20 protein-coding genes and 1 pseudogene are annotated in these 21,104 nt (G+C 69.8%); 6 read left to right on the top strand and 15 right to left on the bottom strand.

From position 1 onward, the window contains the following. Nucleotides 1–378 (top strand): annotated as a pseudogene (locus FKR81_RS08545) (hypothetical protein); the annotation flags it as partial. A 9-nt stretch (nt 379–387) separates the two neighbouring features. Here FKR81_RS08545 and FKR81_RS08550 read toward each other — a convergent pair. Then, entirely contained in the window at nt 388–3,087 is a 2,700-nt protein-coding gene (locus tag FKR81_RS08550; RefSeq protein WP_146350434.1) for a sensor domain-containing protein, read from the bottom strand. Between the two features lie 46 nt (nt 3,088–3,133). Between FKR81_RS08550 and FKR81_RS08555 the strand changes: the two genes are divergently transcribed. Both FKR81_RS08555 and FKR81_RS08560 read left to right on the top strand, forming a co-directional pair. Then, complete coding sequence (locus tag FKR81_RS08555; protein WP_146350435.1) at nt 3,134–3,547, top strand: DUF6431 domain-containing protein; 414 nt, start codon at nt 3,134–3,136, stop codon at nt 3,545–3,547. 39 nt (nt 3,548–3,586) lie between these two features. Further along, nucleotides 3,587–4,726, top strand: coding sequence for a beta-ketoacyl synthase N-terminal-like domain-containing protein (locus FKR81_RS08560; protein WP_146350436.1), 1,140 nt, complete (start codon nt 3,587–3,589; stop codon nt 4,724–4,726). A 13-nt stretch (nt 4,727–4,739) separates the two neighbouring features. Here FKR81_RS08560 and FKR81_RS08565 read toward each other — a convergent pair whose 3' ends face one another. From FKR81_RS08565 to FKR81_RS08620, 12 genes are all read right to left on the bottom strand, one after another. After that, entirely contained in the window at nt 4,740–5,534 is a 795-nt protein-coding gene (locus FKR81_RS08565) for a sigma-70 family RNA polymerase sigma factor (RefSeq protein WP_146350437.1), read from the bottom strand. Nucleotides 5,535–5,612: 78 nt separating this feature from the next. Continuing rightward, nucleotides 5,613–7,652, bottom strand: coding sequence for an ATP-binding protein (locus tag FKR81_RS08570; RefSeq protein ID WP_146350438.1), 2,040 nt, complete (start codon nt 7,650–7,652; stop codon nt 5,613–5,615). Then, a complete protein-coding gene (locus tag FKR81_RS08575) occupies nt 7,649–9,670 on the bottom strand; it encodes an ATP-binding protein (protein WP_146350439.1) in 2,022 nt (673 codons plus the stop codon). The genes FKR81_RS08570 and FKR81_RS08575 overlap by 4 nt, the downstream gene beginning before the upstream one ends. After that, nucleotides 9,667–10,044, bottom strand: a complete 378-nt coding sequence (locus FKR81_RS08580; RefSeq protein ID WP_146350440.1) for a response regulator transcription factor — start codon at nt 10,042–10,044, stop codon at nt 9,667–9,669. Before FKR81_RS08580 ends, FKR81_RS08575 begins: the two co-directional genes overlap by 4 nt. Next, complete coding sequence (locus FKR81_RS08585; protein ID WP_186762851.1) at nt 10,041–10,391, bottom strand: response regulator; 351 nt, start codon at nt 10,389–10,391, stop codon at nt 10,041–10,043. Before FKR81_RS08585 ends, FKR81_RS08580 begins: the two co-directional genes overlap by 4 nt. Nucleotides 10,392–10,471: 80 nt before the next feature. Then, nucleotides 10,472–11,110: a response regulator transcription factor gene (locus FKR81_RS08590; protein ID WP_146350442.1), complete on the bottom strand. Its 639-nt coding sequence runs from the start codon at nt 11,108–11,110 to the stop codon at nt 10,472–10,474. A 93-nt stretch (nt 11,111–11,203) separates the two neighbouring features. Further along, nucleotides 11,204–12,121: a type II secretion system F family protein gene (locus FKR81_RS08595; RefSeq protein WP_222598199.1), complete on the bottom strand. Its 918-nt coding sequence runs from the start codon at nt 12,119–12,121 to the stop codon at nt 11,204–11,206. A gap of 1 nt (nt 12,122) precedes the next feature. Beyond that, nucleotides 12,123–13,985 carry a type II secretion system F family protein gene (locus tag FKR81_RS08600; protein WP_146350443.1) on the bottom strand — a complete coding sequence of 621 codons (1,863 nt, stop codon included), beginning with the start codon at nt 13,983–13,985 and terminating at the stop codon, nt 12,123–12,125. Beyond that, nucleotides 13,982–15,325 (bottom strand): CpaF family protein, encoded by a 1,344-nt coding sequence (locus tag FKR81_RS08605; RefSeq protein WP_146350444.1) that lies wholly within the window; start codon nt 15,323–15,325, stop codon nt 13,982–13,984. Before FKR81_RS08605 ends, FKR81_RS08600 begins: the two co-directional genes overlap by 4 nt. Continuing rightward, on the bottom strand, nt 15,322–16,497 hold the full coding sequence (locus FKR81_RS08610; protein ID WP_146350445.1) for an AAA family ATPase: 1,176 nt from the start codon (nt 16,495–16,497) through the stop codon (nt 15,322–15,324). Before FKR81_RS08610 ends, FKR81_RS08605 begins: the two co-directional genes overlap by 4 nt. Before the next feature lie 13 nt (nt 16,498–16,510). Further along, entirely contained in the window at nt 16,511–17,269 is a 759-nt protein-coding gene (gene cpaB / locus FKR81_RS08615; protein ID WP_146350446.1) for a Flp pilus assembly protein CpaB, read from the bottom strand. 90 nt (nt 17,270–17,359) lie between these two features. Further along, complete coding sequence (locus FKR81_RS08620; RefSeq protein ID WP_146350447.1) at nt 17,360–17,563, bottom strand: Flp family type IVb pilin; 204 nt, start codon at nt 17,561–17,563, stop codon at nt 17,360–17,362. 193 nt (nt 17,564–17,756) lie between these two features. Here FKR81_RS08620 and FKR81_RS08625 point away from each other — a divergent pair, with 193 nt between their 5' ends. The 3 genes from FKR81_RS08625 (at nt 17,757) to FKR81_RS08635 (ending at nt 19,614) form a co-directional block, all read left to right on the top strand. Then, nucleotides 17,757–18,473 carry a prepilin peptidase gene (locus FKR81_RS08625; protein WP_186762852.1) on the top strand — a complete coding sequence of 239 codons (717 nt, stop codon included), beginning with the start codon at nt 17,757–17,759 and terminating at the stop codon, nt 18,471–18,473. Between the two features lie 181 nt (nt 18,474–18,654). Further along, nucleotides 18,655–19,386 (top strand): response regulator transcription factor, encoded by a 732-nt coding sequence (locus FKR81_RS08630; protein ID WP_146350449.1) that lies wholly within the window; start codon nt 18,655–18,657, stop codon nt 19,384–19,386. Nucleotides 19,387–19,404: 18 nt separating this feature from the next. Then, nucleotides 19,405–19,614, top strand: coding sequence for a hypothetical protein (locus FKR81_RS08635; protein WP_146350450.1), 210 nt, complete (start codon nt 19,405–19,407; stop codon nt 19,612–19,614). A gap of 78 nt (nt 19,615–19,692) precedes the next feature. Here FKR81_RS08635 and FKR81_RS08640 read toward each other — a convergent pair whose 3' ends face one another. After that, nucleotides 19,693–20,370, bottom strand: a complete 678-nt coding sequence (locus FKR81_RS08640; RefSeq protein ID WP_146350451.1) for a signal peptidase I — start codon at nt 20,368–20,370, stop codon at nt 19,693–19,695. 7 nt (nt 20,371–20,377) lie between these two features. Then, the gene (locus tag FKR81_RS08645; RefSeq protein WP_186762853.1) at nt 20,378–20,962 is read right to left on the bottom strand and encodes a TasA family protein; all 585 of its coding nucleotides are present in this window, start codon (nt 20,960–20,962) and stop codon (nt 20,378–20,380) included. Nucleotides 20,963–21,104: the final 142 nt, after the last annotated feature.

Raw genomic sequence — 21,104 nt, forward strand, 5'->3', positions numbered from 1 at the left:
GTGCGCACGACGGGGTGGGTGCAGTTCGGGAAGCTCCCGGTGAGCTCCGGGTTCTGGGCGGCGTCAGCGGCGTTCTTCGCCACCGTGCCGCTGCACCCGTGGCTGCCGGTCGTCGCGACCCCGCTGGGCTACCTGGTGTGGAAGTGGTGCACGACCAGGTGGCGGCCCTCGTCGCAGGCGGTGAACACCCGGCGGACTCCGGCCGAGGACCTCGAGCCAGGACAACACATCCGGCTGTACGGCACGGCAGGCCCCGTCGGCGAGGTGAGCGCGACGGGCGCGGACGCGCAGGGGCGGATCCGGCTCCGCGTGGTCGGCGGTCTGGAGGTGCTGAGGCGCCCCGGACAACCCGTGTGGCAGGTCGACCTGCGGAACTGATGGCCGACGTCAGCCGGTGGTCACCAGGTTCTCGGGCGCCGTGGGCCTGCCGATGTGGAAGCCCTGCACCTGATCGCACTCCAGGTGCCGCAGGACGTCGAGCTGGCGGGCGTTCTCCACCCCCTCGGCGACGACGGTCAGGTTCACGGCGTGCGCCATCATGATGATGCTCCGCACGATCTCCTCGGCGTCCCGGCACTCGCCCAGCGCGGCGACGAACGACCGGTCGATCTTCAGCTGGTCGATCGGGAGTCTGCGGAGCTGGGCGAGCGACGAGTACCCGGTGCCGAAGTCGTCGATGGCGAGCCGCACGCCGAGCTCACGCAGTGCGCTCAACGTCTCCGCGGCGATCGACGGATCCCTCATCAGCGCGTTCTCGGTGATCTCGAGACAGAGGGTGCTCGGCGACAAGCCCGTCGTGCGCAGCACGTCCTGCACGGCGGGCACGAGCCGCGGGTCGTCGAGCTGCCGCGGCGACAGGTTGACCGCCAGGTTGCAGTCCGGCCCGACGCGGGCACGCAGACCGGACACCTGCTCGGTCGTCGTCCGCAGCACGTGGCCGCCGAGCAGGTTGATCAGGTCGCTCTCCTCCGCGAGCGGGATGAACTCGCTGGGCGAGATCGCCCCGTGGACCGGGTGCGCCCAGCGCAGGAGAGCCTCGACCGACACGACGCGGCTCGTCCGGAGGTCGACGATCGGCTGGTAGACGACCGCGAGCTGCTCGTTGCGCGCGGCGTCACGCAGGTCCTGCTCGAGCTGCAGCCTGCGCTGCATGCGCTCGCGCAGGTCGACGTCGAAGAACACGTGTCTGCCCCGCCCCTGCGACTTCGCCTGGTACATCGCGACGTCGGCGTCGCGGACGAGGTCCTCGCCGTCGCGGGGGTCGTCCGGTCCGGCCGTGACGATCCCGATGCTCGCGTCGAGGTGCAGTTGCCGCCCGTCGACGAGAACGGGCGCGACGACGGCGTCACGGAGGTGCTGGGCGAGCGCGCAGACCTCGCCGTGGGTCATGGCGTGGGCGACGACCACGAACTCGTCGCCGCCCAGCCTGCCCACCAGGTCGCCGCCGCGTGCTCGCCTGCGCAACCGTTCGCCCACGATCCGCAGCACCTTGTCACCTGCGGAGTGGCCCAGCGAGTCGTTGATGACCTTGAACTTGTCCAGGTCGACGAACAGGACCGACATCGTGCTCGTGCGCGAGGTCAGGTGACGGATGACGAGTGTGCGGTTGGCCAGCCCCGTGAGCGCGTCGTGCGTGGCGTCGTGTTCGAGCCGGGCGGCGATCGACCGCCGCTCGGTGATGTCGGCGAACGAGACGACCACGGCAGCCGGGAACGTGCTCACCTGGTTGAGCGGACGGCAGCTCACGGACAGCCAGATGTCCCGCCCGTCCCTGCGACGCACGCGGAAGATCCGCCCGTTGTGCGGAAGTCCCGTCCTCCGGGTCAGCGCGCACGGGTAGTCCGCCTCGGGCACCCGCGCGCCCCTCTCGTCGTACAGCGGGACGACCGTCGTGGACATCCCGACGAGTTGCTCCTCGCGGACACCGAGAATGCGTTCCGCGGCGGGGTTGGCCGACTCGATCAGCCCGGTCTGCCCCACGACGAAGACCCCTTCCTCGAGCGAGGCGACCACCGTCGTGAAGTGTTGCTCGGCCCGGCGCCGCGCTGTTTCGTCCGCGCAGACGAGGACGTACCCGGAGTCCATCTCGGCGGCCGACACCCGGATGACGAGCGTGGATCCGTCCGCTCTCCGGTGCACGGCGTGCGTCACGCCGCCCAGCCGCAGGACGTCGACGGGATCGAGCCGGGCACCCACCATCGTGCCGACATGCCGGCCCACAGCCTCCGCGGCCGAGCGGCCGTACACCGTTTCGGCGGCCGGGTTCCACGTCGTGACGATGCCGTCCGCGGTCGTCGCGATGATCGCGTCGCTGACGTGTGCGACGAGCGCCGCCTGGTAGTGCAGGGTGGCCTCGGCGGCCTTCTGCGCGGTCACGTCGCGCAGGATCACCTGGAACGCCGGCCTTCCTTCCCACGTGGTCCGCACGGAAACCGCTTCGACGTCGACCGTCACGCCGTCGAACCGCACGATGGCCGCCTCAGCGGGTTCCGACGCGGCGCCCGGCGTGGTGAGTGCGCCGATTCGGCGCATCATCTCCGGGATCGAGGCGGGATGCACGAAGTCGGTGATGGGCCGCCCCACGATCTCCGCCGACGAACGCGCACCGAGTACGCGGATCCCCGCCGGGTTGGCGTAGGTGACCACACCCGCCTCGTGCACGGCGATCGCGTCGGGGCTCAGCTCGACGAGCAGGCGGTAGCGGTCGGCGAGGTCGGCCAGCGCCTGCCGGTCGGTGTGCCGCCTCGTCACGTCGGTGGCGACCCCGGTCAGGCCCTTCGCGGTGGCGTCGCCGGACACGCAGGCACGAACCTGGACCCACCTCGTGGTCCCGTCCGGCATCAGGTTCGGCTGCTCCAGTGTGAAGTCCTGCCACACGGCGGCCGTGCGTGCGGCGACGACCAGTGGTTCGAGCAGCTCACCGAGCCGCGCGCGGATGCCCGCGTCGGGCACGCCGAGCAGCTCACCCATGCCCGGCATCCAGGTGGCGGAACTCGTCGTGAGATCGAACCACCACATGATCGCGGCGTCGGCGGACACCGCCAAGTCGGCGACGACCCCGGAGTCGAGCTTCGCTTCAGCGTCCATACCGCTCTCAACGGCGATTTCGACGAGAACCTGACGAGAATTGGACATGCGTGTGGTGACCGGAACGACATCGGCGTTGGAAGAGTCCCTGCGAGCCGGCCTGCTCGCCTGCCCGGCCTGCCGTGGCGCGCTGCGGCCGTGGGGCATGGCACGCGAACGCGTCGTGCGCCTGCGCGGCATCGCGGACCGGAAGGTGCGCCCTCGCAGGGCCAGATGTTCGAGCTGTCGCCGCACACACGTGCTGCTGCCCGACTGGATGCGACTCCGGCGGGCGTACGCGGCGCCGGTCATCCGGGAGGCCGTCGCCGCGCACATCCGCGGCAACGGCTACCGACGGATCGCGCTGAGTCTGGGACTGCCCGAGACGACCGTGCGGGACTGGCTGCGGGACTTCCGGCGGCGTCGCAACACGAGTCCACCCCATGTCACCACCGTGTCGTCGTCATCTCCGCGTCACTGAGTCCGCTGTGAGCGGCAGGCACAGCAGAGAGGACGAGACATGATCGGCATCTGTGGCATCGGCGTGGTGAGCGGCTACGGCTGGGGACGTGAGCCGTTGTGGGACGGGCTGGTGAGCGGCAAACCCGCCGCCGCGCTCGTCGACGGTTATGGACCGGCCGGGGCGTGGGTCGCGCTCGTTCCGGACGGAGGTGACCTCGCGGACGGGCCGAGCCGGTTCGCCAGGGCCATGCGGGCGGCTGCCCGCGAGGCGATCACCGACGCCGGCCACCGCGGCTGGCGCCCCGGCAGGCGGGTGGGCCTGCTGCACGCGGTCGTGCTGGGCGAAGTGGATCTCTGGCGGGACTTCCACACGTCGCGCGACAGGAACGTCCCGGTGCGGGAGTTCCTCGGCATGATGCCGTCGACACCGATGTCGACGCTCATGCGGGAGTACGGCTTCCACGGTCCCGCGATGAACGTCTCGGCGATGTGCGCGTCCGGGAACGCCGCGCTGATCACCGCGAAGGCGTGGCTCGACGCGGGGGTGGTCGACGACGTCGTGCTCGTGGCCACCGACCTCTCCGCGACGCCGGAGAACGTGCGGCACTTCGTCCGGCTCGGCGTCGCGGTGACCGACGCCGACCCGCTGGACGCCTGCCGGCCGTTCCAGGAGGGCAGCCGCGGGTTCACCGTCGGCGAGGCGTCGGTGGCGATGGTTCTGTCGAACCGCGCGTCCAGCCCCTACCTGAACCTGCTCGGGGGTGCGATGTCCCACGACGCGCATCACGTCACGTCGATCGACCCGCGGCTGACCCAGGTCGTCGGGTGCTTCCAGGACGCGCTCGCCAACGCGGGCGTCGGGACCTCCGCGGTCCGCTACCTGAACGCCCACGGTCCCGGCACGCAGCAGTGTGATCGGGCGGAGGCCGCGGTGGTGGAGCGGCTGCTCTCCCCGCGAGTCGGGATCTACTCGGTGAAGCCGCTCGTCGCGCACTGCCAGGGCGCCGCTTCGGCGATCGAGGTCGCCGCGACGGCACTGGGCTGCGAGCGAGGGCTGGTTCCCGCACCGCACACCGTGGCGTCCGGGCACCCGCAACTGCTCGACGGCCCCACTCCCCTGACCGACGGCATCACCGTCAAGTCCTCACTGGGGATGGGCGGCCACAACTCCGTCGTGGTCCTCGCCCCACCCGGCTGAGGGACGGGTGCCGTCATGCGGCGAGGCGGCTGCGCAGGGTGCCGCGTCCGGCGATCGCGGCGAAGTACGCCTCGCGCTTGCGGGCAACGTGATCGGACGGCGCCTCGGCCACCAGGTCGCGGTCGAGCTGGGCGTTGAGGCCGTCGCGGAGCAACGCCAGTGCCTCCGCCCGCATGTGGGACACACGGGACTCGCCGACGCCCAGCTCGGCCGCGATCTCGACCATCGAGCACCCCTGGACGAAGTACCGCACGACGACCGTGCGCAGTCGTTCCGGCAGCGCCTCGACGGCGTCGCGCAGGTAGCCGATCTCCTCACGCCGCAGCAGCAGGTCCTCGGGACCGGGCGCTCGCTCGCGCACGAGGAGGTCGGTGATCTCCGGCGCGACTCCCTGCAGGCTGAAGGTGTCCGCCCGCAGCACGTCCTGGACGCGGGCGGACACCTCGCGCGCGGTCACCCCGAGCGCCTCGGCGAGCTCCGCGGCCGTGGGGGTTCGCCCGAGCACCGCGACGAGGTCGTCCTCGGCGACCTGCAACTGGCGAGCCCTGGCGCGCACCGAGCGACTCGCCCAGTCGAGGTCGCGCAGGTGGTCGAGCAACGCGCCGCGGACGCGCACGCACGCGACCCGTGCGAACAACCCCCTGCCCTGGTAGCCCCGCGCACAGCCGACCAGTGCGAGCAGCCCCGCGGACACGAGGTCGTCCCGCTCGACGTGGGGCGGCAACCTGCGCCCCAGCCGCCGAACCTCGCGCTCCACCAGCGAAAGGTGGCCGCGCACCAGTGTCTCGACTTCGCTGACCGTTGCCATGGTTCGAGTCTTCGAGCACACGGTGAGCACACCGGTATCCGCTCGGGTGCAGAACAGTTGTAGACGGCGCTGGGTTGCCTACGGCTGCGGACCGCAGATCGGCAGCACGACGGCGACCATCGTTCCCTCACCGGGACGGGACGTCACGGAGATGGCGCCACCGTGCTGTTCCACGATGTGCTTGACGATGGCCAGACCAAGACCGGTGCCCTGGATCTCGTTGTCCGCCGCGAGCGACGAACGGAAGAACCGGTCGAACAACCTCGGCAGCTCGTCGGCGGGTATCCCGATGCCGGTGTCCGCCACGGTGATCCGCGCTTCGTTCCCGATGCGCCGCACCCGGACCGCCACCGACCCCGCAGGCCGGGTGAACTTGACCGCGTTGCTCAGCAGGTTCAGCAGCGCGCGGTCGAGCTGGTTCGGATCGGCGGGCACCGTGATCTGGTCGGGTCCTACCTGGCTGACCAGGTTGATCGCCTTGCCGACGGCCTCGGGTTCCACGCTCTTGACCGCGGCGGCGACGAGCGCCCCGAGATCGGTCGGCACCAGGTCCGGGCGGAACTGGCCGGAGTCCATCTTGCCCACGGTCAGGATGTCCTTCACGAGCCGGAGCAACCGCTGGGTGTTCCGCTGCATGACCGATGTCAGGTCCAGTTGCTCACCCGAGAGCTCCCCCGCGGCGCCGTCGACCAGCAGCTCGAGGTAACCCGAGATGGACGTCAACGGGGTCCTCAGCTCGTGGGAGACGTTGGCGATGAAGTCGGTCTTGGTCCGATCCAGCCTGCGCAGCTCCTCGACGACCTCCTGCTCGCGCGCGTACGCGGCGTGCAGTGCCCGCTCAGCCTCCTTGCGATCGCTGATGTCGCGGACGAACGCGTTGAAGCGGTACACGTCGCTCGACTGCGGTTCCCAGACGAGCAGCTCGATCGGGAACTCCTGCCCGTTCTTCCGCACCGCGCTCAGCTCGACCTGACGGCCCAGTACCGGTCCTTCGCCGGTGGCCTTCAGGCGGGCGATTCCGGCCACGTGCTCCTCGCGGTACCGGTCGGGCACGACCCTGTCGGCCAGCGACACGCCCAGCATCTGCTCCCGGCGCCAGCCGAACATCCGCTCCGCGGCCTCGTTCCACTCGGTCACCAGGCCGTCACCGTCCAGCGCGACGAACGCGTCGTGCGCGGTGCCGATGATCTTTCGGAGCTGGTGCACGGTGTCCCGCAGCCGCGCCCGGTCGGAGATCCGCGTGGCGGCGACGCCCAGTTCTCGCCCGAGCTCGGTGACCACGTCGAGCAGGTGCGGGCTGGGCGACCGGATGTCGTCGTGGAAGAACTCCAGCACCGCGACCAGCTCGCCGTTCGCGCACACCGGGAATGCGAACGCACTGCTGACCCCGATCTCCGCCAGGTCGAGCCGATCCATCCACTTCGGACACATCGTGGCGGCGACCTCGCCTGGCAGCCCGGCGCCGGGAGCCACCCGAGCGGCACCCGTGACGTCCCGCAGCCGCGTGAAGCGGCGCTCGTCCGCGCAGTGCCACACGCCGGACGACATCAGCTCACCCGTGCCGTCGTCGGCGGGGACGTAGGCGTGACCGACAGGCCATTCGGCGAAGGCGCAGACCTCCTCGAGGCAAGACCGCAGCGCCTCGCCGACGCCGGACGCGCCGTGCGCCGTCGACACGACCCGGCTCAGCAGGTCCGTCGCCTTGCCCGCCCACTCCGCCTCCAGCTGCCGCTCGACCTGACGCCCCAGCACCCACAACGCGTCGTGGGCGACGTGGTCGAAGTGCGGAGCGTCGTAGGCGGCGATGAACACCACGCCGACCGGCCGCCGGTCGTCCGCTCGGATCGGTACGCCCGCGTAGTAGTGCACGACCCGTCCCGTGGACCGCCGCGGCCGCGCGAACACGACCAGGTCGTCGGCGTCCACGGTCTGCTGGCACAACGGCAGCAGCTCGCCGTAGCGGTCGGGCGGCATTCCCCGCACCTCGCGCAGGCGGAGCTCGTCCCGCTCGAGGAGCGCGACTCCGGCGATCGGGACACGGCCGAGCGCGGTGGCGATCAGCACCGCGTCGTCGAGGCAGTACGGCCCCGTCGCCACCAGGCCCTCTGCGGTTCTCATGCCGTTTCTCCTGTCCCGGCGGCGGGAAGCCGCACCGTCGCGGTCGTGCCCGCGCCTTCCTTCGAGGCGAGCGCGACGTGCCCGCCATGCCGGTGCACGATCTGCCTCACGATCGCCAGGCCCAGCCCGGAGCCGGGAATCGCCTTCTCCGTGGCGTTGGTCGCCCGGTGGAAGCGCGTGAACATCGCCTGCTGCTCGGTTTCCGGAATGCCGATGCCGGTGTCGGTGACCTCCACCTCGATCCAGCCGTCGTGGCACCGGCGTGAGGTCACGTGCACCTCACCGCCCGCGGGGGTGAACTTGACCGCGTTGGACACCAGGTTGGTCAGCACGCGGTCGAGGTGTGCCGGGTCGCCGATCACGATGAGCTCGTCGTCGTTCTCGCGGTCCAGCCGAACGCCGCCCACCTTCGCGGCGGGGCGCAGAGTGTCCACGACACCCTCGACGAGCGAGCTGACGTCCACTGTCTCCGCCGCCATGTCGACCGCGCCCGACTCGAGCTTGGCGAGCAGGAGGAGCTCCTCGATGAGCTTGCGCAACCGCGTCGCGTTGCGGTGCACGACCTCCAGCATCGTCCGCTGGCAGTCGTTCATCGTGCCGCCGTCACCGTCGCGCAGCATCTCGACGTATCCCGCGATGCTGGTCATGGGGGTGCGCAGCTCGTGGGAGACGTTCGAGACGAACTCGGTCTTGCTGCGATCCAGCGCCCGCAGGTCACGCACCAGCACCTGCTGTTCCTGGTACAACCGGGCCTGGTCGACTCCTCGGGCGAGGTCGGCCGCGACGTGCTCCAGCGCGTCCACCTCGACGAGTGGCCATGCGCCACTGGAGCGGACGACGACGACCGCTCCGAGCACGATCTCGCCGCGTCCGAACGGCACGACGAGCATCGCGCCGTCGCGTGGATCTTGCGGCAGTCCCAGTGCTTCGGCGTCCGCCGCGAAACGCACCACCTGGGAACGCCGCTCCGCGTACAAGGTGCGCAACGGCGCGATCGGAATCCGTTCCCCTCCGGCGTCGAGCGTGGACCTCAGCGGCGCCAGGTCGAGCTCGTGCCACTCGGGGGTGGCCAGCTCCGCCTCGGTGTCCTCCAGCACACCCTCGGCCAGCCACACGCAGACCCGTTCGGCGTCGAAGTGCCTGCCGATCTCGGTGGTGGCGAGCCTGACGACCTCGTCGACGTCGAGGTGTTCACGGATCCGGACGCCGATGCCCGCGGCGATGTCCCGGCAGCGTTCCCGTTCGCGCTCCACGTCGTGCAACCTGGTCGCCTCGTCGACCATCGTGTTGATGGAACGGGCCACCTCCCGCATGTCCGCGAGCCCGTGCTCGGGAACACGGGCGTCCCGGTCGCCCGCGGCCCACCGGGTGACCGTGGTCCGCAGTCCGGCGACCGAGTCGGAGAACCTGCGTGCCGTGGCGGTGGCGGCCGCGATCGCGAAGACGATGGCCAAGGCTCCGCAGGCGAGCAGGACCAGCTGCGCCTGCCGCCGGGTCGCGGCGCTGCTCTGCTGCAGCGAGGCACTCGTGACGTCGATCTCCGCGGCGAGCTCGTTGCTGGTGCGGAGGAACTCGTCCAGCACCAGGGAGCCGTTCGCCAGCAGCACACCCGTCCGCTGCCCTCCCGGTCCGGCCGACCTCACCGTCGACGTCATGTCGAACCAGTGGTCGGCCAGCTCGGCCAGCTCGTGCGCGGCGTCCTGCTCGCTGCCGACCGCGAGGCGGGTCACCTCGTCCTTCGACCGGGCGTAGCTCTGGTGCCCGCGGTCGTACGCCTCCCGGTACGTCGCGTCCCCGCTGTAGGTGTAGCCGCGCAAACCCCGTGAGCTGTCCAGCATGGTCGCCCGGAGCTCGGCGTTCGCCCGCTGCAACGGCTGGACGCGGAACACCAGCTGTTCCACGGAGTCCGCGGCCACCGAGATCGCGCCGAGCCCGAGCCCGAGCAGCGTCAGCACCACGGCCACGAGCGGCCCGAACGTCAACAACAGCAACCGCCGGAAGGGCTGACCCGAGCTCACGTCCGCGCACCACCAGCCAGCACGGTGTGCACCCGGTCGAGCAGCTCACGCGGGCTGAACGGCTTCGTCACGTAGTCGTCCGCGCCCACGCCGAACCCCGACTCGACGTCGGTCTCCTGCGCACGCGCGGTCAGCAGGATGATCGGCAGGTCCTTCGTCGCGGGTTCCTCCCGCAGCCTCCTGCACACGTCGAGGCCGGACATCCCCGGCATCATCACGTCGAGGATCACCAGGTCGGGCTGTCGGACGACGATCGCGTCGAGAGCGGACCGGCCGTCGCCGACGGCGGCGACGTCGAAGCCTTCCTGCATCAGCTTGAACACCAACAGGTCGCGGATGTCAGCGTCGTCCTCAGCGACGAGAACGGTGGTCACGACGCAACCCCCATGGCCGCACGGACAGCGGCGCGGTCGAACGGCTTGAGCAGCATCGCGTCCACGTCGCCGACACCGATGTCGTCGGGGTCGAGCATCGTGGTGACGACGATCTGGCACCGCCGCGTGCTCGGGTCGGCCCGCAGCTCGCGAATCACCCAGCGGCCGTCCCTGCCCGGCAGCACGATGTCGACGACCACCACGTCGGGCGGATCGGCTCGCGCGAGGTCGAGTCCCAGTTCGGCGGTGTGAGCGAGGGTGACCTCGAACCCCATGGCGTTGAGGTGACACTCCAGCAGACCGAGGATGTCCTGGTCGTCCTCGATCACCAGCACCTTCGAAACCACGTGGCACCTCCGGCCGTTGAGCTCGATGCTGGCATCCCGTCCACAGTGGAGCGTTGTTCAGTACCGCAAACTGGGGATCATCAGGCCGTGCGCAGGCCGATGAGGCCTCGGTCCAGCGCGGTCATCAACGCCTGGGCACGGCTGGACGCCCCGAGCTTGTCGTAGAGCCGCGCCACGTAGGTCTTCGCCGTCGACGGACTCATGTGCAACGTCCGAGCCACGGCCGGCACGGACAACCCGTCCTGGAGCAGCAGGAGCACCTCGGCCTCCCGCGGGCTCAGCGGAGAACGGGCCCGCGACTCCCGCAGCCGGGTGAACGCGCCTGCCAGTCCGGTCGCGGTGAACGAGGACGCGGCGACGGCGCCGTGCCGGATCGCGCCCACGATCTCCGCCAACGCCGACGTCTTCGGCACGAACGCGGAGACACCGGTCTCCATCGCGCGGAACAACACGTCGTCCTCCCCGTTGGAGGTCAGCACGACGATGCCCAGCGAGTCCCAGCGGTCACGCAGCTCACGGGCCAGCGTCAGCCCGTTTCCGTCCGGAAGCGTCACGTCGACGGTGACCACGTCCGGCCGCGTCCTCGCGATGAGCTCGACCGCCTCGGCCGCGGTGGCCGCCTCGCCCACGATCTCCACGTCCGCCTCACCCTCGAGCAGCCGTGCGAGCCCGAACCGGGCGAGGGGTTGTCCGTCCACGACCACGAGTCGAATCGCCATGACCGTCCTCTGCTTCCCGGAAACCTGTGTGTCTCCATGAAGCCGTGCCTCGGGTGCGGGCCGAGGTGTCGGATGGTTGCGGGACGGTTGCGTTCAGCGAGCGAACATCGAGTCGTAGATGCCGATGGCGGCTGGTCCGATGACGATGATGAACAGGGCGGGGAAGATGCACATGAGCAGCGGGAACAGGATCTTCACCGGTATCTTCTGCGCTTTCTCCTCCGCCGCCTGGCGGCGCTTGACCCGCATCTCGCCCGCCTGCTCGCGCAACACCCGCGCGGTCGGAATGCCGAGTTCGGACGCCTGGACCAGCGACGACGCGAACGCGCGCACCTCGTTGAGAGTCGTCCGGCCGGACAATGCCCGCAGCGCGTCCACTCTGGACTTGCCCAGCCGCATGTCCTGCAGCATCCGGGAGAACTCGACCGACAGCGGCCCCGAGGTGTTGTGGGCGACCTGGGACACCGCGGCGTCGAAGCCCAGCCCGGCCTCGACGCACACGGTCAGCATGTCGAGCACGTCCGCGAGGTCCTTGGCGATGAGCGCCTGCCGCTTGCTCGCCGCGTTGTGGAGCAGCAGGTCCGGCAGGAAGAACCCCGCCGCGGCACCGGCCAGGGCGTAACCGATCATGGTCAGTGCGGACCCGAGCCCGTACAGGACGCCGACCGAGGCCAGCCCGAACAGCCCGGCGCCCTTGTACGCGAGCACGCGTTCGGGGGTCCACCGCGACGGGTTGCCCGCCAGGTCCAGCCTGCGTTGCAACGACGCCGTGGTCGCTCCGGGCGAGAGACGGGCGGCCACCGCGCGCAACCGGTCCAGCAGGGGCGGCAGCGCCGGCTCACCGCTCACCCCGGCAGCCGGTTCGGCGCGGCCGTAGACCGCTTCGATGTGGGCCAGCCTGCGCGACAACCTGGCGGAGCCACTCGTTCCCGTGGCCACGTGAAGGCCGAGGAGGACCAGCGAGGCCGCGATGGCGCCGAGGCCGACCACCAGCGGAAGTGTTCCGGTCACCTCACACCTCCACCTTGATCAACCTGCTCATCCAGAACCAGCCGACGCCGAGGGAGGTCACGCACCCGGCGAGCATCGCCCAGCCCATCGGCCGGGTGTACAGCGGTTCGAGGTAGTCGCGACGGGTCATGAACATCCACGAGCCGATGCCGATCGGCAGTGAGATCAACACGTAGGCCGACATCTTGCCTTCGGCGGTCAGCGCTTTGACCTGTCTGCGCACCGTCGCCCGCTCCCGCATGGTGTGCACGGTCGTCAGCAGCAGCTCGGCGAGGTTCCCGCCGACCTCTCGCTGGATCCGGATCGCCATCACGACCCATGCGAGGTCCTGACACTCCATGCGCTCGGCGGCCTTGGCCAGCGCGTCCTCGACCGAGACACCGAGCCTGGTGCGGGCCAGTGACCGCGCGAACTCCCCGGCGATGGGCTGGCTTCCTTCCCGCACCACGCCGTCGAGCGCCTGCGGGAGCGAGAACCCCGACCGCAGCGCGCCCGCCACCAGCTGCAACGTGTCCGGCAGCTGCTCGCCGAAGGAAGAACGCCGCTTGGCGACGCGCGCCTTGAGGAACACCCGGCAGGCGAACCACCCGAGCAGCGCTCCGAACGGTCCGCCGACCAACAGCTCACCCGAGGCTGCCGCGAGGACCACACCCAGCACGACACCCGTGCCGAACCGCACCAGCAGCCACTCCGCCGGACGCAACCGAACGCCGGCCAGGTCCAGCTCGAGCTCGAGCCGTTCCCGTTGGCCGCGCGCGCTGACCACCCGCTCGCTCAGCGCCAGCGACAGGCGCACGAGCAGCGGCCGCGAGTGCACGGCACCGATCGCCGGCGTCGAACGATCCCGCACGCGGTAGCGCCTCACCTCGGCGAGCCGCCGCGACAGCGCGTGCCTGCAGGCCCGGCGCCCGGACAACAGCCATCCGAGTCCGATGAGGACGGTGCAGACCACGCCGAGCATCGCGTGCAACAACCAGGTGGGCACGGCGGGCATCACCTCGCCGCGCCGGTCGGGAGCGCGCGTGCCCGTTCCCGCAACGACTTCCGTCCCACCCGCGCGGACGCGAACGGTCAGCCGGACATCCCGGCCGGACAGCTCGTCGGGCACGTCGGCGGTCACCTCGAGTCGCAGGGGAGCTGCCGGCGCGAAGACCGCGGCCTTCGCGCCGGCCACTGTCAGCACCTGCCCGCCGCTGCCGTGCGCGATCCGGTCGCGCCCTGCGGCTGTCGCTCCCGCGGCCACGTCGAGCGCCACCACATCGGCGATGACACCCGCCTCGGACAGCATCCGCAGGGTGCCGTCGAGCGAGGCGCCGCCGTCGGCGTCCTCGCCGTCGGACAACACGAGCAGCCGTCGCGCTCCGGGCACCCCGGCCAGGGTGCGGGCCGCCATGGCCACCGCGTCGTTGAGCGGGCTGCTGCCACTGGTGCCCGCCCGCGCGAGTGCGGCCGTCACCTGCTGCCGGTCGGGCGTGAGCGGCACCGTCAGCTCAGGGTGCGAGGTGAAGGTGATCAGTCCGGTGTGGACGTCCGGCGGAAGCGCCGACAGGTAGTCGGTGACCGCGCCGCGCGCCGCCGCGATCGCCGTGCCGCTCATCGTGCCGGTCGTGTCGAGCACGACCAGCACGGCCCGCCTCTGCGGTGGCTCGCCGGCCACCGTCGCCGCGGCGTGCACAGGTGTGCCGTCGATGTCGACGCGCACTCCTGCCGGGTCGAGCACGGGCAGGTCGCGCGTGGTCAGCGTGACGTGCGCCTTCCCGTCCTCGAACCGGACCGGGCCGAGCTCGGCGCTCGGGTCCGCGCTCGCCACGGGCGGCAGCACCGCACCGAGAACGAACGCGACCGAGACCAGTCGGGTGATCAAGAGAACAGCTCGGCTGGCAGGGTGATCCCGTGGTCGGCGAGCCGGTCCGCGAAGGTGGGACGCAGCCCCGTCGAACGCAGGCTCCCGCGGAACCTGCCGTGCTCGTCCACGCCTGCCGCGTAGTCGAACACGAACAGGTCCTGCAGCGTGATCACGTCACCTTCCATCCCGATCACCTCGGTGATGTGGGTGATCCGCCTGCTGCCGTCCTTCAGCCTCGCCTGCTGGATGATCAGGTCGAGCGCGGAGTTGACCTGCTCGCGGATGGCCCGGCTCGGCAGTTCGACACCACCCATGAGCACCATGGTCTCGAGCCGTGCCAGCGCGTCGCGCGGTGTGTTGGCGTGCGCGGTCGTCAGCGATCCGTCGTGACCGGTGTTCATGGCCTGCAACATGTCCAGCGCGGCGCCGTCACGGACCTCGCCGACGACGATCCGGTCCGGTCGCATCCGCAGCGAGTTGCGGACGAGCTCGCGGATGCTGACCTGTCCCCTGCCCTCGACGTTGGCGGGCCGTGACTCCATGCGCAGCACGTGGTCCTGTCGCAGCTGCAGCTCCGCCGCGTCCTCGATGGTGACGATGCGCTCGTCGGAGGGGATGAACGACGACAGCACGTTGAGCGTCGTCGTCTTTCCCGAGCCGGTGCCTCCGCTCACCAGGATGTTCAGCCTGCCGCGCACGCACGCCGACAGCAGCTCGGCCACAGCGGGGCTGATCGTGCCGAACCTGATCAGGTCGTCGACCCGGAGCGGGTCGGTGGCGAACTTCCGGATCGTCAGCGACGAGCCGTCCAGCGCGATCGGCGGCACCACAGCGTTGACCCGGCTGCCATCCGGGAGCCGGGCGTCCACCATGGGGCTGGCCTCGTCGACCCGCCTGCCCACCCGCGACACGATCTTCTCGATGATGCGGCGCAGGTGGGCCTCGTTGGTGAACGCGGAGTCCACCAGCCGGAGCTTTCCCTTGCGCTCGACGTAGATCTGGTCGCATCCGTTGACCATGATCTCGCTGACCTCGGTGTCGCGCAGCAGCGGCTCCAGCGGACCGTGCCCGAGGATCTCGTCGGCGACCTCGGTCGCCATGCGGCTGCGGTCGGCGAGCGTCATGGGCGTCTCGTCCTGTTCCAGCACTGCCTGCAGCGTGGTGCGCACACGCGGTTCGAGCTCGTGCTCCTCCAGGCGCTCGTCGTAGAGCTTGGGCCCGAGTGCGTCCAGCAACGCACCGTGCACGCGGTTCTTGACCTCGGCGAAGTGGTCGGGTTGACGCTGCTGGGCCACCGCTGGTTCTTCCTCGGCCTTGACGGGCATGGTGAGTTGCGCCAGCCGGTCGCTCAGCTTCATCCGGACCGCCTCCTCAGCCCGAGGAACCCGCGCCTGGCGGCGGACGGCTCGTGCCTGGCGCCTGCGATCGTCCCGGCGGCGATGTCCCTGATCGCGATGCTGACCGGATGGTCAGGCGACTCCACCGTGATCGGTACGCCGCGGTTGATCGAGGCCGGTACGGCGAGGCTGGCGGGTATCCGGGAGGTGACGTTCGTCTTCACCACGCTCTCCACGTCGGCCACGGTGAGCCCCACCCTCGGGTCTTCCCGGTTGAGGACGATGGCACGCCGGTCGCGCGGATAGGACAGCATGTCCAGCATGTCGATGGTGAGCCGCAGGTTCTTCAGCGTCGGCACGTCCGGCGTGGTGAGCAGGATGTGGTGGTCCGCCTCGTCCAGCACCGCGAGCACGTGCTCGTTGAACTGCGGCGGTGTGTCCACGACGACGTAGTCGAACATGCGACGCAGCACGTGCAGCAGATCCGTGACGAGCGATGCCGGGATCTGCTCGGCGTCACCCGGCTCCACCGGGGCGAGCACGCAGTCGAAGCCGGGCAGGTAGTGGGTCAGCAGTCCGGACACACCGGTCACGTCCAGCCTTCCGTCCATCGCGACGGCGTCCACCAGCGTCCTGACGGGGGTCAGCTGCAGGGAGATCGCCACGTCACCGAACGCGAGGTCCAGATCCACGAGGCAGACGCGTTTGGTGCCGCCCGCATGCAGCGCGACCGCCAGGTTGGTGGCCGTGGTCGTCTTGCCGCAGCCGCCCTTGGTCGCGAAGACGACCGCGACCTTCCCCTCGGTCCCCTGCTGCGAGGGAAGGGAAACGGCGACCGGAGTCATCCGTGACAGGTTCTCGGAACGGAGGCAGGCTTCGGCGATCAGGTCGAGGTCGGACGCCGGCACGACCTCGCGCACGCCGGCGCGGATCGCCAGCGCCAGCACCGCTACCTCGAGCCCCTCGCGCAACAGCACGACCCCCAGCGAAGGGCGCGTCAGTCGTTGGCACGCGGTGAAGTTCAACGCGTCGTCGAGGTCCACATCGGACCCGATGACGACCAGCGTCTCCGCCGGGTCGGACACGAGTCGGCGGTCGGCCGCCGACAGGTCGTCCACGACGAACACGTCGCCCCCCAGCGCACCGGACACCGGGGGGATCACCGCCTTCGACGTCGTGCACAGGATCGCCATGGTTCACCCTCATCTACTTCGCAGGTTGGAAGACGGACTTGCTGTCGGTGCCGGCACCTTCGGTGACCTGAGAGCTGTCGCCGAGCAGCGCGAGGTGCAGCGTGCCGAACTGGGCGCGCTGGATGAGCCGTTCGGCTTCGGACTGCGTGGCCGCCACCGTGACCAGGACGCCCTCGCCCGAGGAGGCCTTCGCGTTGCCCGGCCCGCCGATGGCAAGCACCTCGACCTTCGGCAGCAGCAGTCGGGTGACCTGGTTGCGTTCGGGCTGTTTCTCCAGCCCCGCACCGGAAGGCGTCCGGGTCTGCTCGTCCAGTGCGGAGTACGTGTCGAACACCGCGATCCGTGAACCGGCCTTGACGTAACCGGCCACCCGCTGCGGAGCACTGAGCTCGACGCTGACGGCGATCTTGCCGTCGGGAATCGGCAAGCCCACCGAGACGGGCTTGGCCGCGGCGAACATGGACTTCAGCACGAGCTGACCGGGTTGGATGTCGGCGGTCGCGACGAGCCCGGCCAGATCCGCGTCGATCTTCCCGAGCGCGTTCGCGGGCACGGACTCGGCGGGCATCTTCTCCAGCCGCAGCAATCCGCTCTGGTTGGCGCTGCCCGCGGTCGTGCCGGTGGACACCCGCTTGTCCGCGACCACGACGGACACGGCGCGTTTGCCCGCCAACGCCCGAGCGTCGGCGGCGCGGACGTACAGCAGCACCGCAGTGGTGCCGACCGCAGCGAGCAGCAACGTGAGTCCGATGGTGAGCAAGCGTCGTCGCATGATCCTTCTCTCTGCTCAGCCCTGCTCGTGTCCGCCGGGGCCGATCCGTGCTGACCGGCCCCTGAGCAGCTGGCTCATCCGACTCCGGCCTCAGGGGGCGGGCGTGGTGCCGGGCAGCTGGTCGGTCACGCCGGTGAACAGCCCGGCGAGCTCCTCGCCGAAAGTCGCCACGACGCCGATGACCGCGATGGCGATCAGCCCGACCATCAGGCCGTACTCGACGGCCGTTGCGCCGCGGTCGCGGTCGAGACGGTCGCCGACCCAGGTCTGCAGGTGTGCGATCAGAACCAGCATTGCGATCTCCTCTTGTGGTTGGGCGATCCCTTGCCGCCGCCCGATGTGGACAACTGTGCGGGATGCGCAACCCCCGCGGACAGCGGGCGAACGGCCAATAGTTCTCGCGGATCAGCCGATGCCGACGACGTCCTGTCGTACGAATGACCGACATGGACGGTGTTCTGAGTGGACTGTGGCTACCGTGTCAGGCGTGGATCTCACGACGACAGCGGTCGCGGCCGCCGCCGGTGTGCTGACCGGGCCATGGGTGCGGGCCGTGGTGTTCCGGCTCTCCGTACCCGCCGACGAGGCCGAGCGGACGACCTGCTCACGGTGCGGACGCACCCTCAGGCCCACCTTCGCGTGCCGCTGTCCGTCCTGCGGCGAGCGCGTGGCGTTGTCTTGTGGAGCAACGGAAATCGTGTCCGCCGCCGCGCTCGGCACGATGGCCGTCGCGGTGGGTCCGCGTCCCGAACTGGTCGCGTTCTGCTGGCTCACCGTGCTGTGCGTGGCGCTGGCGACGATCGACCTGCTGGTGTACCGCCTGCCCGACCGGCTCACCCTGTCGGCATATCCGTTGCTGGCAGGCTTGTTCGCCGCGGCGGCGTTGGCGAACGGAGAACCTGCCCAGTTCCTCCGCGCTCTGCTCGCCGGTGCGGCGCTCGCGACCGGATATCTGGTGCTGGCGCTGATCCGACCGGGCCAGCTGGGTTTGGGCGATGTCAAACTGGCCGGACTGCTCGGCCTGGCGCTGGGGTGGATCAGTTGGGGCGCCGTCCTGCTCGCGACCGCGCTGTCGTTCGTTCTCTGCGGCGCAGTCGGTCTGGTCCTGCTGACCACCGGGCACGCCCGGCGCGGCTCCGTGCTACCGCTGGGACCGTTCATGGTCTATTCCACGTTCGTGATCGCGCTTGTGACACAGGGTTGACCAACACGGACGAACCGCCCCGTCACTCATCACTCATCTGCGTGTACGACACGTCGACTTGCCGCATCGACACGCAGATCCATCACGGTGTGAGCACCTCCGAAACACGGCCGAGTGATGAGAACGTGATCTTGCTACGGCCCACTTACGTTGGGACGTGAGTTGATCGTCGGGAGGAACCATGCCACGGGTGCTCGTAGTCGAGGACGATCCGGACATCGCGCGGATCGTGGCGTTGCTCCTGGCCAGGAACAACTACCAGGTGGAGCGCGCGAACGAAGGCCGTTCCGGCCTGCGCGCGGTGTACGAGTCCAAACCGGACCTCGTGCTGCTCGACATCGGACTGCCCGGCATGGACGGACTCGTTGTGCTCGAGCGCATCCGTGACGTCAGCGACGTGCCGGTGCTCCTGCTCAGCGCACGCGATCAGGAGTCGGACAAGATCCGCGGCCTGCGTGCGGGCGCCGACGACTACCTGACCAAGCCCTTCACCAACGGCGAGCTCCTGGCGCGGGTCGAGGCGCTGCTGCGCAGGGCTCGCCCGGCACAGTGGTCGGAGCGCGTCTACGACGACGGGACGCTGCGGATAGACCCGCTCTCCCGGCTCGTCCACGTCGACGATCGCGAGGTGTCGCTGACCCCCATCGAGTTCCGACTGTTGAACATGCTCACCCGCAACGCGGGCGTGACGCTGTCGTCCAGCCAGCTCCTGGCCGAAGCGTGGGAGGACCCAACCGGCATCGGGGCCGAGCGCGTGAAGTTCACGGTGCTCAGGCTCCGCCGCAAGCTCCAGTGGGACGACTCGGCGACCTCGCCGATCGAGTCGGTGCGCGGCGTCGGCTACCGATACCGACCGCCCCTGCGCACCCGTCCGCGGGCGGAGAGCGGCGCCAGCGGTCACGCAGAACGTTGATGTGTTCAGGAGGTTGGCATGGCCAGTATCGATGATCGAAGCCGCACGAACGGGATGGACGACCAGCGCACCCGGTTGGTCCTGTCAGGAGTCTTCGGGCTGCTGAGCATCGCCAACCTCGGCATGGTGGTCACGGAACCCACTGCGTGGCAAGGAACTTTCGCGGCGGCTCTGCTCATCGTCGCGTTGTGGCTGTGGTTCAACACCCCTGGGAAGGTGACGCGATGAGCGACCGCGAATGGCTGTGAACTTCCGCCACCACGTTCAGTGCCGCCGAACCCCCCGCGCTCGGGTTCGGCGGCACTTTCACTTCGCGCGCGATCGGTCCTGTGACTTCGGCGTCCGGGCTTCCGGAATCTCCTGAGGGAGCTCGAGGAGTTCGTCGAGGCCGGCCGCGGTTTCGTCGTCCGCCGGTGGGGCGGCCTGCGCACGCTTCTTCATCCGCCGCCGCACCTGCACGATCGTCACCACTTCCCGGCCGATCATCAGCATCAGCAGACCGATGAGCACGATCCGGCCCGCGTCGGCGGACAGCAGGTGGGCGATGCGGCCGGCCTGGGGAATCCGTGAGGAACCCTTGCCCTGTATGGCGTCCGGGTGCAGCAGTTGTGCGTCGGGCTCGGTGTTGGCGTCGCCCTTGGTCCGGTAGTGGAGCCCGCGGCCGAACACCTCGTAGCCGCCGACGATCCGGTGAATGGTCATCTGCGTGTGGTCGCCCGTGCTGAACACGACGATGTCGCCGATCCGGACGTCGTCGGGCTTCCCCGGCCGGACCAGCACCGCGTCGCCGACCTCGTAGGTGGGACGCATGCTGCCGCTGGTCACCGCCACCATCCGGTAGCCACGCGCCATCATGACGACACTCGCGATCACGAGGCCCACGACGACCGCGGTGAAGATCCAGCCGATGATCTCCACGCACACGCCGACGGCTGCCCGGACCGAGGTGGTCCGGACAGCCGTCTGATCAGCGGTCTCCGTCACGACGTCCTTACGGGTTGTTCGCCGTCTGCTCGGAGACGAACGCGAACGTCACGGTCGTGCTGAGACCCGCGTTCGTGTCACCACCTGGCAGGCCGACCGTGAAGCACAGGTGCTCGTTGGTGCCGTTCGCCAGCACGCGGTCAGCGCCCGGCAGCGCCGCGGCGTTGGGGTCCTGCTGGCCCGCTGTGATGTCACCGACGAGCTGCCGTGCGGTGGTGATGTCACTCGTCGGGCCGGGACCGTACTCCACAGTGGCGCCCGTGTAGTTGCCCGACTCGCAGTTGGCCTCCGTGAGACCCGACCTGATCGTGAGCTGCAACGCGGCCGCCAGCGTGTTGACCGCAGGGGTGTCCGCGACGCCACCGTTGCTCGACGCCGTCGTCAGGCCGGTGATCGCGTACCGCAGCGGCATGGTGCCGTCGTTGAGCACCTGCATGTCCTGGTTGACCGTGTCACCGGGGTTCAACGTGGAGTTGAACATGGCGGTCGCGGGGTTCAACGTCAGGTGGATGGTGCCCGTCGAGAAGACGTTGCCGGTGTTCGTCGCCGTGTAGGTGTAGAGCGCTGATACGAGCGCCACGCCAACCGACACGAGTGAGATGCTGAGGATGAGCACCGACCGGCGGATTCGTAGCCGGTCGAAGCGCGTTTCCTTGTCGACTGATGAAGAACTGGTCACAGCGGGCTCCGATCACCCTGATTGGACATGGAGAAACCTGTGCCGTACACCAGTT

Origin of the sequence: Lentzea tibetensis (assembly GCF_007845675.1) — a bacterium.
Taxonomy (GTDB): Bacteria; Actinomycetota; Actinomycetes; order Mycobacteriales; family Pseudonocardiaceae; genus Lentzea; species Lentzea tibetensis.